Raw genomic sequence first — 12,039 nt, forward strand, 5'->3', positions numbered from 1 at the left:
TACGGATCCACACGGTTCAGGCTCATCCAAAACGAAGGGGATCACTTCATGGCAACGACTCAGATCACTGTTCCCGCAGCCCAGGGCGAGCTGCACCGCCCGAGCGGTGTGTCTCAGTACCTCACGCCCGTCGTACACGACCTCATCGCACTGTCGGTGAACGGCAAGCAGGCTCACTGGCACGTGCGCGGCGCGAACTTCATTGCGGTGCACGAGCTCCTTGACGAGGTCGTCGACCGCGCCCGCGACGCGTACGACGAGGTCGCGGAGCGCATCGTCGCTCTGGGCCTTCCCGTTGACGGCCGCATCGGCACCGTTGCGGCCCGCACGACCACGCCCGAGCTCGCCGATGGCTTCCAGCAGGCCGAGGCAGCCATTCGTGACATGGTTGCGCAGATTGACGCGACGTTGGTCACCGTCTACGCGGCGGTAAAGGGCCTCGAGGAGATCGATCCCGTGAGCCAGGACATCGCAATCGCGATCGCACAGCAGCTCGACAAGGATCGCTGGTTCCTCGCCTCGCACATCGCAGCGTAAGCCACGCTCCGCATCAGCTGAGAAACGACTGAGGCCCGCTCCCGAATGGGAGCGGGCCTCAGTCATTTCCGGGTGTCTACGCGTCGTAGGAGCGGATCGCTACAACAGCATTGTGGCCACCGAAACCGAAGGAGTTCGAGATGGCCAGCTGAGGCGCATCACCGAGTTGCTGCGGCGTGCCCGATACCTGAAGCGGAATCTCGGGATCCTGCTCGGAGAGGTTGATCGTCGGGGGAGCGACCCGGTTCTTCACCGCGAGAATGGTGAAGAGCGCCTCGAGTGCGCCGGTGCCGCCGAGCAGGTGCCCGGTCGCACCCTTGGTCGCGGATACGGGAATCTCGTCGATCCGGTCGCCGAACACCTTGCGGAGCGCGGCGTACTCGGCAATGTCACCGACGGGGGTGGAGGTCGCGTGCGCGTTAATGTGCGTGACCTCATCCGGCGTCGCACCGGCCTGCGTGAGCGCGAGCTCAACCGCACGGCTGGCGCCACGACCCTCGGGATCGTTCGCGGTGATGTGGTACGAATCAGCAGTCACGCCTCCGCCCGCGATCTCTGCATAGATCTTTGCGCCGCGAGCAAGTGCGTGTTCCTCGCTCTCGATGACGAGCGCCGCGGCGCCCTCACCCATGACGAAGCCGTCGCGGTCAATACTGTACGGTCGCGACGCGGTCTCGGGGGAGTCGTTGCGCTTCGAGAGTGCCTGCATCGACGAGAACGCGGCAAGCGTGATGGGGTGAATCGCGGACTCCGAGCCACCGGCGATGACCACATCGGCGTAGCCCGCCTGAATGTGCTCGTACGCTGCGGCGATCGACTCGGTGCTCGACGCGCACGCGGAGGCCACGGTGCGGGCGTAGGCGCGTGCCTCGAAGTGCATCGACACAGCCGCAGCGGGAGCGTTGGGCATGAGCATCGGAACCGTCAGCGGCATCACCCGGCGCGGCCCCTTCTCGCGGAGGGTATCCCAAGCATCGAGGAGCGACCAGAGCCCACCAATACCGGTGGCCCAGTCAACGCCGAGGCGCTCGGAATCAAGTTCTGGGGAGCCTGCGTCGGCAAACGCTTCCATCGCCGCAATCAGGGCGAACTGGCTCGAGGGGTCGAGGCGCTTCGCGACGGGGCGCGCGAGAACTTCCTCGGGTCGTACCTTCGCCTCGGCGGCGAAGTGCACGGGAAGGTCGTACTGTGCCACCCAGTCGTGGGCAAGGGTCTTCGCGCCAGAGGCGCCGGCGATGAGCGCGTCCCAGCTCTCCGCGGCAGTTCCGCCGATCGGGGAGGTGGCGCCGATGCCGGTAACGACAATCTTCTTCGTCATGTGTTGGTGCTCCGGTGTGGTGAAATCCTGGGCTGGGCGTGGGTTCCGGGCGGGGAGACGGGCAGGTGCCCGTCTCCCGGCAGCCGGGGCGTCTTAGGCCTGAGCCTTGACGATGAAATCGACGGCGTCGCCGACGGTCTTGAGGTTCTTGACTTCCTCGTCGGGGATCTTCACGTCGAACTTCTCCTCCGCGTTGACGACGATCGTCATCATGGAGATCGAGTCGATGTCGAGATCGTCGGTGAACGACTTGTCGAGTGCGACGACGTCAGCCGCGATCCCGGTCTCGTCGTTGATGAGCTCTGCAAGACCTGCGAGGACCTCTTCGTTGCTGAATGCCATGGTGTTTCTCCTTAGATTGGTTCTGGCTGATGAAGTGTATCGGGGCGTCGCTGCCGCGGGCGGGAGCCGCGCGCGAGAACGCCTACGGGAGTTCGACGACCTGTGCGCCGTAGACGAGACCGGCGCCGAAGCCGATCGTCAGGGCCAGGCCACCGGACAGTTCGGGGTGCTCTTCGAGCAATGCGTGCATCGCGAGCGGGATCGATGCTGCGGAGGTGTTGCCCTGCATCTCGATGTCTCGGGCAACGACAACGCTCTCCGGGAGCTTCAGCTGCTTCGCGAACTCGTCGACGATACGCGCGTTTGCCTGGTGGGGGATGAACGCCGCGAGATCCTTCGCCTCGATGCCCGATTCCTCGAGCGTCTGGCGCGCGACCTTGGCCATCTCCCAGACGGCCCAGCGGAACACGGTCTGGCCGTCCTGGCGGAGCGTCGGCCAGGCGACCTCGGTCGGATTGTTCCGGTACTCCTCGAACGTCGAGGTCATCCGGATCGTGTCCCACTTCTCGCCGTCCGAGCCCCACACGGTCGGGCCGATCGCAGCGTGATCGCTGGCCCCCACCACGACAGCACCGGCGCCGTCAGCGAGCAGGAAGGAGATGCTGCGATCCGTGGGGTCCACGAGATCCGACAACTTCTCAGCGCCGATGACGAGCACGTTGGTGCACACGCCCGAACGCACCAGAGCATCCGCCTGCGCGACGCCGTACACATATCCGGCGCATGCGGCCGAGATGTCGAACGCGGCGGCGGGGGTCAGGCCGAGTCGGTGCGCGGCGAGCGAGGCCATGGAGGGCGTCACTGCCACGTTCGAGATCGTGGAGATGATCACGCCGTCGATCGCGGCGCGGTCGAGGCCGGAGCGCGTGATTGCCTCTTCACCTGCGGCAACCGCGAGGTCGACGGCCGAGAGCTCTGCGCTCGCTCGGCGACGCTGGATGATGCCCGTGCGCTGGCGGATCCACTCATCCGAGGAATCGATCGGCCCGACGAGATCATCGTTCGGCACATCGAGGTCGCCGCGGGCGGCGCCGATGGAAAGGATCCGGGAGTGCATCGGCCCGGTGGGCTGCACGAGAGGAGACATAGTGAGGTGTCCTTCGGTCAGGCGGCGTCGGCGATCAGAGCGACCGCCGCGTCGAGATCGGCGGGTGACTTGACGGCGACCGCGGGCACGCCCTTGAGCGCGCGCTTCGCGATACCGGTGAGCGCCCCCGCGGGAGTGAGCTCGATGAGGCCGGTGATGCCGGCCTCCTGGAAGTCTGTCATGCAGGCGTCCCAGCGCACGGGCTGTGCGATCTGCGAGACGAGCAGCTCGACGTACTGTGCGCCGCTCGCAACGCGCGACCCGTCGGCATTCGTCCACAAGGGGTGGCTCGGGTCTGTCGCGGTGACGTTCGCGGCCGCGTCGCGCAGGGCGGGGATCGCGCTGGCCATGTACTCGGTGTGGAACGCGCCCGCCACCTGCAGTGCGATCACGCGTGCGCCGCGGGGGGCATCCTCAGCGAGCGCGGCAAGAGCAGATCGGGATCCGGCAGCGACGATCTGCCCGCCGCCGTTGCGGTTCGCAGGCGTCAGTCCGTGTGCGGCGATTCGTGCGAGCACGTCGTCCTCAACGCCACCGACCACAGCTGCCATGCCGGTCTCTTCGCGAGCAGCGGCCTCCGCCATCGCGCGGCCGCGCACTCCAACGAGTTCCAGTGCGTCCCCGGCGGTGAGGACGCCCGCTACGGTGGCCGCAGCGAACTCGCCAACCGAGTGACCGGCCACGCCAACGCCGCTGAGGTCTGTGCGCGCGGAAAGCTCACGCCAGGCCAGAATGCTCGCGGCCACAATGAGCGGCTGGGCGATCGCGGTATCGCGGATGGTGTCGGCGTCGCTCTGCGTACCGTGAGCGATGAGGTCCACTCCGGCGCGTTCGGAGGCCTCGGTGAGGAACTCGCGGCCGCCGGGCAGCTCGAGCCACTCGCTCAGAAAACCGGGGGTCTGGGAGCCCTGTCCAGGGCAGGCGATGACAATCACGTGTTCCAGTTTCTCAGATCAGGGGCGCTCATCCTGCATATTCCCCACCATAAATCCAAAAGATCGTTGTAGAGATCGCGTATTTTTGGTGGAATCCGGCGCGCCTGCGCTCGTCCCAGGGGGCTCGGCAGCTACTTCTGGGTACTCGGACGGCGGCCGTGCTGCGCGATGGAGCCCGCGATCAGTGCGGATTGCAGGATCAGCGCTTCGCGGGCGCCAGTCGCGTTCCAGCCGATGACATCGGACACCTTCTTGAGCCGATAGCGCACGGTGTTGGGGTGCACGAACAGCTCGCGGGCGGTGGCCTCAAGCGAGCGTCCGTTGTCGAGATAGCACCAGAGCGTTTCGAGCAGTTCGCCCGAGTGTGCGGCAAGCGGCTCGTAGATCTGCTCGATCAACGTGCGGCGAGCAAGCCCGTCTCCGGCGAGCGCACGCTCGGGGAGGAGGTCGTCCGCGAGCACCGGGCGCGGCGCCTTTCGCCACGATCGCGCGACCGCGACGCCTGCGAGCGCCGCTCGAGCGCTCCGCGATGCGTCAACGAGGTTGGCCACCGCCGGTCCGAGCACGAGCGGTCCATCGGAGAATCCGTCCGCAAGCCGAGTCGCAATCTCGATGAAGGGGAGTGGCTCCGGTGCTGGCGTTGCTGACGAACTCTCCTGTTGTGCGGGGTCGACGCGGCCGAGCACCAGCACCAGGCGGGTGCCCTGCAAACCGATGAGCACGTCGGCCCCGGCGTGGCGTGCCGAACGACGCAGCTGATCAACATCGACGGTGCGCTCAGCAGAACCGACGAGCACCGCCGCTTCACCGTCACCGTGCCACCCGAGGGCGGCGATGCGGCTCGGCAGCTCGTCGTCGCTCTCGCCCGTGAGGATCGAGTCGACGACGAGCGCCTCAAGGCGTGCGTCCCAGAGACCGCGCGCCTCCGCGGCGCGGGCGTAGACGTCCGCGGCCGCGAAAGCCACGTCCCGGGAGTAGTGCATGATCGCTTCCCGGAGCGCTTCGCTTCGGGGCCCGACGCGCTCTTCGACGACCGTGACCACTACGCGAATCAGCTGCAGGGTCTCCTGCAGACTGATCGAGCGCAGTAGTTCGCGCGGCGCAGCGCTGAACACGTCGGAGGCGATCCAGGGCGTTGAGGTGGGGTCCTCGTACCACTGGATGAAGGAGGTGATACCGGTCTGCGCCACGAGCCCCACCGCAGAACGGCGGCTCGGCGGCATACTTCCGTACCAGGGCAGCGTCTCGTCGAGGCGCGTCAGAGTTAGCGTGGACAGCTCACCGGTAATGGTGCGCAGCCACGCCAACTCCTGCTCTTTCGCACGGTCCATCAGCGACCGACCCTCCGAGCCATCTTTCCTACGCGTCCCCGCCCGCGCCGCCGGTGGTGCCGGCGTTCACGTCGTTCAGGCGGTACTGTGCCGCGGCGCGTGCCGGGATGTCAGCGGCGATCTTGCCCTGCGCGGCGAGGCGCTGAAGCACCTTCACAACGACGGACTCGCGGTCGATGCCGAAGTACCGACGTGCCGCTGCGCGCGTGTCAGAGAAGCCGAAGCCATCGGCTCCAAGCACCGAGTAGTCACCCGGGACGTAGGGGCGGATCTGCTCGGGCACCTGGGTCGCCCAGTCGCTGACCGCAACCACGGGACCTTCAGCACCTGCGAGCTTCTCCGTGAGGTACGGCGTGCGCGGCGTCGCCGCGAGATCGCGAAGTGCATCGCGCTCTGCCGCCGCACCGTCGCGCTGCAGCTCGTTCCAGCTCGTGACGCTCCACACGTCGGCGGCCACGTCCCAGTCCTTCGCGAGGAGCTCTGCGGCTTCCCGCGCCCACGGCACAGCGACGCCGGAGGCGAGGATCTGCGCGCGGTGCGTGCCCGAGCTCGCAGCCTGCACGCGGTGGATGCCGCGCACGATGCCGTCGACGTCCACATCCGCGGGCTCCGCGGGATGAATCATCGGCTCGTTGTAGACGGTGAGGTAGTAGATCACATTGGGATCCGGGTGGGTGCCGCCGTACATCCGCTCGATACCGGCGCGCATGATGTGCCCGATCTCGTAGCCGTATGCGGGGTCGTACGCGACCACTGCGGGGTTGGTCGAAGCGAGCGCAAGCGAGTGTCCGTCCGCGTGCTGCAGTCCCTCGCCGGTGAGCGTGGTCCGCCCGGCGGTGGCACCGATCAGGAAGCCGCGAGCCATCTGGTCGCCAGCTGCCCACAGCGCATCTCCGGTGCGCTGGAAACCAAACATCGAGTAGAAGATGTAGACCGGGATGAGCGGCTCACCGTGCGTCGAGTACGAGGTCCCCACCGCGGTGAAGGCCGCCGATGCGCCGGCCTCGTTGATGCCCACGTGGATGAGTACACCCTCGGGGCTCTCCTTGTAGGCGAGCAGCAGGTCGCGGTCGACGGAGACGTAGTTCTGACCGTGCGGGTTGTAGATCTTCTTCGTGGGGAAGAAGGAGTCCATCCCGAAGGTGCGTGCCTCGTCGGGGATGATCGGAACGATGCGCTTGCCGAACTCGCCGTCGCGCATCAGGTCCTTGAGCAGGCGCACGAACACCATGGTGGTCGCGGCTTCCTGCGTTCCCGAGCCCTTCGCCGCGATTGCGTACGACTTCTCGACGGGCACGGCGAGGTCAACGTGCGTGGAGCGGCGCTCGGGCAGGTAGCCGCCGAGCGAGCGTCGACGCTCGTGGATGTACTCGATCGCCTCGTCCTGTGCGCCCGGGTGGTAGTACGGCGGGCGGTACGGATCCGCTTCGAGCTGCGCGTCCGTGATCGGGATGTGCATCGTGTCGCGGAACATCTTCAGATCTTCCAGCGTCATCTTCTTCATCTGGTGCGTGGCATTGCGCCCCTCGAAGTGGGGGCCGAGGCCATAGCCCTTGATCGTCTTCGCGATGATGACGGTGGGACGCCCCTTGTGCTCCATCGCCGCCTTGTAGGCTGCGTAGACCTTGCGGTAGTCGTGGCCACCGCGGCGAAGGCCCCAGACCTGCTCGTCCGAGTAGTTCTCAACGAGGCGCAGCGCGCGCTCGTCGCGTCCGAAGAAGTGGTCGCGCACGAAGCCGCCATTCTCCGCCTTGTAGGTCTGGAAGTCGCCGTCGGGCGTGGTGTTCATCAGGTTGAGCAGCGCGCCGTCGGAGTCACGGTTGAGGAGGTCATCCCACTCGCGTCCCCAGATCACCTTGATGACGTTCCAGCCCGCGCCACGGAAGTAGCTCTCAAGCTCCTGGATGATCTTGCCGTTGCCGCGAACGGGGCCGTCGAGGCGCTGGAGGTTTGCGTTGATCACGAAGGTGAGGTTGTCGAGACCCTCGTTCGCCGCAACCTGCAACTGGCCGCGGCTCTCCACCTCGTCCATCTCCCCGTCGCCGAGGAAGGCCCAGACGTGCTGGTCCGAGGCGTCCTTGATGCCGCGGTTCGTCAGGTACTTGTTGACCTGCGCCTGGTAGATGGCGTTGATCGGGCCGAGCCCCATGGAGACCGTGGGGAACTGCCAGAAGTCGGGAGCGAGTCGCGGGTGCGGGTAGGAGGGGAGCCCGCCACCAGCGTGCGACTTCTCCTGGCGGAAGCCATCGAGCTGATCCGCGGTGAGCCGACCCTCGAGGAACGCGCGCGAGTACATGCCGGGGGAGGCGTGGCCCTGCACGAAGATCTGGTCACCGCCGCCCGGGTGATCCTGGCCGCGGAAGAAGTGGTTGAAGCCCACCTCATACAGCGACGCCGCCGAGGCGTACGTCGAGATGTGTCCGCCAACGCCGATGCCGGGCGCCTGCGCGCGGTGCACCGTCATCGCTGCGTTCCAGCGGATCCAGGAGCGGTAGCGGCGCTCAAGCTCTTCGTTGCCGGGGAAGTCCGGCTCATCCTCAGAGGCGATCGTGTTGACGTAGTCCGTCGTGGGGACCTGCGGCACATTCAAGTGAAGCTGACGCGAGCGGTCCAAGAGGCTCGTCATGATTTCGCGACCGCGGCCAGCGCCGCGCTCCTCCACCACCGCGTCGAGAGACTCGCGCCACTCGGCGGTCTCCTGGGGATCCAGATCGTCGCTGTCGGGTGCGTACGGATCCTGCGTGTTCACAGCCAAGATTGTGCTCCATTCACCAGAGGCGTGCTGCGCTTGCGAAGCGGCTTGATGCGACGGAACGCAGCACGAGAGGCGCCCGCGTGGTTCGCGGGTGTGATTCCCACACTATCGAACATCCACGATGTGGAATGGTATGAGATTCGGATCCGCGTGCCTGCATGGCGAAAAGTCGCGGATGCGCCGGGCGTTTCGTGCGGTCGCCGCGCCCGGGAGCAGGGGTGATTCGCAGAATGTTCGGACACCCGACATGTTCTGTCGGCGCCGCCTCCTCGCTAGTGTTGAGCCGACGGACTGTTCACCCCGGTGCTTCGCACCGAGAAAGGAGCACACTATGGTGCTCGAGGTCGGCGCACAGGCGCCCGATTTCACCCTGTCGGATCAGCACGGTGAAGAGCTGACGCTCTCGGAGCTCGTGGCGGAGGGGCCGGTTGCTCTCGTCTTCTTCCCGCTTGCGTTCTCCGGAATCTGCACGGGCGAGCTGTGCGAGCTGCGTGACAACCTCGCTATCTTTGCCGATAGCAAGGTTCGCCTGCTCGGCATCTCGGTTGACTCCGTGTGGGCGCTGAAGGCGTGGGCGGATCAGGAGGGCTACGAGTTCTCGATCCTCTCCGACTTCTGGCCGCACGGCCAGGTCGCCAAGGAGTACGGTGTCTTCGTCGAGGAAGCCGGCATCGCGACGCGCGCCACCCTCGTGATTGGTGAGGATCGTCGCGTGCTCGCATCCTTCGAGACTGCTCCCGGCGAGGCTCGCGACTTCGCGTCGTACCGCACGGCACTCGCGGAAATCGCCTAATTCGCATTCGCGGATCGGAATCCCCTACACTTGGGGAGTCCGATTCGCTCGGGCCTGTAGCTCAGCTGGTAGAGCGCCACGTTTACACCGTGGATGTCGTCGGTTCGATCCCGGCCGGGCCCACCAGAAACGCCCCATCCGCCCACGGCGGATGGGGCGTTGTGCTTTTCACGGTGAGGCGGTGTGAGAACTCGGCGTCTCCGCGCGCGGCGCCTGGGTCGCTTCCGCAAGGAGGATCGCCTGCGCGACGATTTCCGCGCGCCGCGCCGACACCGTGACGGCGGGCGCAATCATCTCCGCAATGCAACCAAGCGCCCACCAGCTCGCGCAGAGGGACACCACAGACAAGAGCAACTGCGGTGCCGCGTTGACGGAGAGGCCCGGAAGTGCGGCGCTGAGCGCACGCGCCTGCACAGCACAGTTGGCAGCGCGATCATTCGCGTCAGCCGCGTCCTCCAGCTCCAAGCTCTCCCACGCGAGGAGTCGCGCAAGTTCTGGGTGCTCCGCAAAGCGGTCAAAGAGGGCGCCAGCGTACTCACCAACACCTCGGGGGCCGGAGCCAGGAGCTGGGCTTCCTGCGGCGCCGAGCAGATCGCCGAGTCGGTCTGCCAGCACGGCATCGAACAGTCCGCGCTTGTTCCCAAAGTACTGATAGACGCGCTCTTTATTGACGCCCGCGTCGACCCCAATTGCATCCATGCGCGCACCGGCGAAGCCGTGACGCGAGAACTGACGCACCCCCGCTTCGAGGAGTGCGTGCCGCGTTGCTGCCGTGTCCCATGCCATGGGGACAGCGTAGCCCATTTCCAAACGTATGTTTGCAAATGGGCACCACGGGACATATGCTCACTTCCAAACATACGTTTGGAGAAACATGTCACCGCTTCCCGCGCACCTGCGCGTGCTGGCCACCTGGGCCGCAATCCTCCCTCTCGCGCTCGCAACGCGCGCCCTCATCGCGCCCCTCGCGGCAGGCTGGCCCGAACCGCTCGCCCTCGCCCTCACCATCAGCATCGTGGTTCCCGTCGCGGTGCTGTGGGCGGTGCCGCTCGCGCTGCGTGGCATCGCCACAATTCGCGCTCGGCGGCTCCGCACGCGTCCCTCCACGGGAGCGCAAGCGTGAGGGCGCTCGTGCTCGGCGGCAGCGGGGCGGTGGGCCAAGTCATCGTCGCAGAGCTTGAACGAGCGGGCCACACGACGACCGTTGCCGGACGGCGGAGCGCTGCCGCCCGCATCGACCTGTCCACGCCTGCCGGGATCGGGCAGCTCATGGCACATGCGAGCACGCACGATGTCGTGATCAACGCTTCGGGCGTTGAGAACCCGGCGCTCGCGGCGGCGTCATTCCCAGCCGCGTTCGTCGATATCTCGGCCACCGGGAGGTACCTTGAACGCGTCGCTGCTGAGGCCGCCCCGGGGCAGTCGGTGCTGCTCGGGGCGGGCCTCGCCCCTGGGCTCAGCACGCTGCTGGTCCACGCGCTTCCGACGCAGCCGGACGATGAGATCGATCTCGGTATCGCGCTCGGGACGGGCGAGGCACACGGGCCTGCGGCGGTCGCCTGGACGGCGGGGCTCGCTGGCGCGCCGATCCACGAGCCCCCCGAGCGACGCGCGATCATCAATCTGCGAGAGCTCCGTCGTCTCCCCTCGCCGACGGGTACGCGGAGCTACCTCCGCGCCGACTTCCCCGATCACCTACTACTTGGCTCTGCTCAGAAGGTGACGGTGCGTAGCTACCTGGTAACGGGGAACCGCCCGAAGACAGCGGCGCTCAGACTCGTTGGCCGGGCACCCAAACTCGCGCCGCTGCTCGCCAAGGTGCCGCACTGGGGGAGCGCGGAGTGGTCACTCGTAGCTGTCAATCGACGCACCGGGACGCTGCTCTCGGCTCGCGGTCTCGGCCAGTCTCGCGCGACCGGGGTGCTGACGGCACTCGGCGCTGCGGCCCTGCACGCTGCGTCGCCTGGACGCGCCGTGAATACCGCGGATGTGCTCACCCTTGACGAGGTGCCGGATCTGCGCGAGGAGGTTTCCTAGCCGCGCAGAGATCGAGCGCTCCGCTACGCCGCTCGGCGATCCCGCGCCCGCACGCGGAGGCCCGAGGCGATGAGCCTGCGCACAAGCTCGTTGCCGCTCACCGTCACCGCGCCAGCGCTGACGAGACGCGCGTGCATCTCCTCGGGCACATCGTAGTGATCCCAATCGAAGCCACGCTCAGGGATCCCGTTCGCTGCTGCAAACGCATGCAGCTCGCCGAGCGATGAGTCGCTCACGAGATGCGACCACAACCGGTTGTGCGCCGGCCAGGCGGGAGGATCAATGAGAACGGTCATCCGAAGAGGATACGCCCCCACGCCACGGATTCGGTTATGCGGCGGGAAGCGCCGCCTCGATTGCCGCGATGATCGACGGATCATCCGGCTCCGTCTTCGGGCGGAACCGAGAGACCCGGCCATCAGGAGCAATGAGGAATTTCTCAAAGTTCCACTGCACCCGCCCGGCGCGGCCACCCGCATCGGGAACTGAGCGAAGCTCGCGGTAGAGCGCGTGGGAGCGGCGCCCATTCACGAGTGTCTTCTCCAGTAGGGGGAAGGTGACCCCGTAGCTCGCCGAGCAGAACGTCGCAATCTCATCTGCCGTACCCGGCTCCTGCCCCAGAAACTGATTGCACGGTACGCCAAGTACGGTGAAGCCGCGCGGACCATACTCCCGCTGCAGCGCCTCGAGCTTCGCATACTGCGGCGTGAGCCCACACTTCGATGCGACGTTCACGACCAGAATCGCTTGCTCGCCGAACTCTGCGAGCGAGGTGCGTGTCCCGCTAATCGTGGTGAGGGGAATATCTCGAAGCTGCATACCCTCAGGGTACGCTCGAAACGGCGCGATCGCCCTTCGGGAATGCTGTGCGTCGCGCAGACGTTGCAGTTCACGGCACGGGCGC

Annotated in this window: 13 protein-coding genes and 1 tRNA gene; 5 read left to right on the forward strand and 9 right to left on the reverse strand. The window is 66.7% G+C overall.

Annotated elements, in window-relative coordinates; translation table 11 throughout:
- Positions 1-48 precede the first annotated feature (48 nt).
- Positions 49-537: a Dps family protein gene (locus tag ACR81A_RS07420; RefSeq protein WP_202383177.1), complete on the forward strand. Its 489-nt coding sequence runs from the start codon at positions 49-51 to the stop codon at positions 535-537.
- 76 nt (positions 538-613) lie between these two features.
- On the opposite strand, the gene ACR81A_RS07425 is transcribed toward ACR81A_RS07420, so the two are convergent.
- From ACR81A_RS07425 to aceE, 6 genes are all read right to left on the reverse strand, one after another.
- A complete protein-coding gene (locus tag ACR81A_RS07425; protein WP_440311505.1) occupies positions 614-1,855 on the reverse strand; it encodes a beta-ketoacyl-[acyl-carrier-protein] synthase family protein in 1,242 nt (413 codons plus the stop codon).
- 93 nt (positions 1,856-1,948) lie between these two features.
- On the reverse strand, positions 1,949-2,197 hold the full coding sequence (locus ACR81A_RS07430; RefSeq protein ID WP_017794148.1) for an acyl carrier protein: 249 nt from the start codon (positions 2,195-2,197) through the stop codon (positions 1,949-1,951).
- An 82-nt stretch (positions 2,198-2,279) separates the two neighbouring features.
- Positions 2,280-3,284, reverse strand: a complete 1,005-nt coding sequence (locus ACR81A_RS07435; protein WP_440311506.1) for a beta-ketoacyl-ACP synthase III — start codon at positions 3,282-3,284, stop codon at positions 2,280-2,282.
- Between the two features lie 17 nt (positions 3,285-3,301).
- Positions 3,302-4,219, reverse strand: a complete 918-nt coding sequence (locus ACR81A_RS07440; protein WP_440311507.1) for an ACP S-malonyltransferase — start codon at positions 4,217-4,219, stop codon at positions 3,302-3,304.
- A gap of 131 nt (positions 4,220-4,350) precedes the next feature.
- Positions 4,351-5,550 (reverse strand): PucR family transcriptional regulator, encoded by a 1,200-nt coding sequence (locus ACR81A_RS07445; protein ID WP_202383181.1) that lies wholly within the window; start codon positions 5,548-5,550, stop codon positions 4,351-4,353.
- Between the two features lie 28 nt (positions 5,551-5,578).
- The gene (gene aceE, locus ACR81A_RS07450) at positions 5,579-8,305 is read right to left on the reverse strand and encodes a pyruvate dehydrogenase (acetyl-transferring), homodimeric type (RefSeq protein WP_202383182.1); all 2,727 of its coding nucleotides are present in this window, start codon (positions 8,303-8,305) and stop codon (positions 5,579-5,581) included.
- A gap of 331 nt (positions 8,306-8,636) precedes the next feature.
- Between aceE and ACR81A_RS07455 the strand changes: the two genes are divergently transcribed.
- Both ACR81A_RS07455 and ACR81A_RS07460 read left to right on the forward strand, forming a co-directional pair.
- Positions 8,637-9,098, forward strand: coding sequence for a peroxiredoxin (locus tag ACR81A_RS07455; RefSeq protein ID WP_202383183.1), 462 nt, complete (start codon positions 8,637-8,639; stop codon positions 9,096-9,098).
- A 50-nt stretch (positions 9,099-9,148) separates the two neighbouring features.
- Positions 9,149-9,224: transfer RNA gene (locus ACR81A_RS07460), tRNA-Val, on the forward strand.
- Between the two features lie 42 nt (positions 9,225-9,266).
- Here the strand turns inward: ACR81A_RS07460 and ACR81A_RS07465 are convergent.
- On the reverse strand, positions 9,267-9,884 hold the full coding sequence (locus ACR81A_RS07465; RefSeq protein WP_440311508.1) for a TetR/AcrR family transcriptional regulator: 618 nt from the start codon (positions 9,882-9,884) through the stop codon (positions 9,267-9,269).
- An 88-nt stretch (positions 9,885-9,972) separates the two neighbouring features.
- On the opposite strand from ACR81A_RS07465, the gene ACR81A_RS07470 reads away from it, so the two are divergent.
- The gene (locus ACR81A_RS07470; protein WP_202382664.1) at positions 9,973-10,221 is read left to right on the forward strand and encodes a hypothetical protein; all 249 of its coding nucleotides are present in this window, start codon (positions 9,973-9,975) and stop codon (positions 10,219-10,221) included.
- Entirely contained in the window at positions 10,218-11,135 is a 918-nt protein-coding gene (locus ACR81A_RS07475; RefSeq protein WP_440311509.1) for an NAD-dependent epimerase/dehydratase family protein, read from the forward strand. Before ACR81A_RS07470 ends, ACR81A_RS07475 begins: the two co-directional genes overlap by 4 nt.
- Before the next feature lie 23 nt (positions 11,136-11,158).
- Here ACR81A_RS07475 and ACR81A_RS07480 read toward each other — a convergent pair whose 3' ends face one another.
- Together ACR81A_RS07480 and ACR81A_RS07485 are read right to left on the reverse strand one after the other, a co-directional pair.
- Positions 11,159-11,431 carry a DUF4031 domain-containing protein gene (locus tag ACR81A_RS07480; RefSeq protein ID WP_202382666.1) on the reverse strand — a complete coding sequence of 91 codons (273 nt, stop codon included), beginning with the start codon at positions 11,429-11,431 and terminating at the stop codon, positions 11,159-11,161.
- 34 nt (positions 11,432-11,465) lie between these two features.
- Positions 11,466-11,954, reverse strand: coding sequence for a glutathione peroxidase (locus tag ACR81A_RS07485; protein ID WP_440311510.1), 489 nt, complete (start codon positions 11,952-11,954; stop codon positions 11,466-11,468).
- Positions 11,955-12,039: the final 85 nt, after the last annotated feature.

The sequence above is a fragment of the Leucobacter chromiireducens genome (assembly GCF_051993095.1).
Taxonomy (GTDB): Bacteria; Actinomycetota; Actinomycetes; order Actinomycetales; family Microbacteriaceae; genus Leucobacter; species Leucobacter chromiireducens.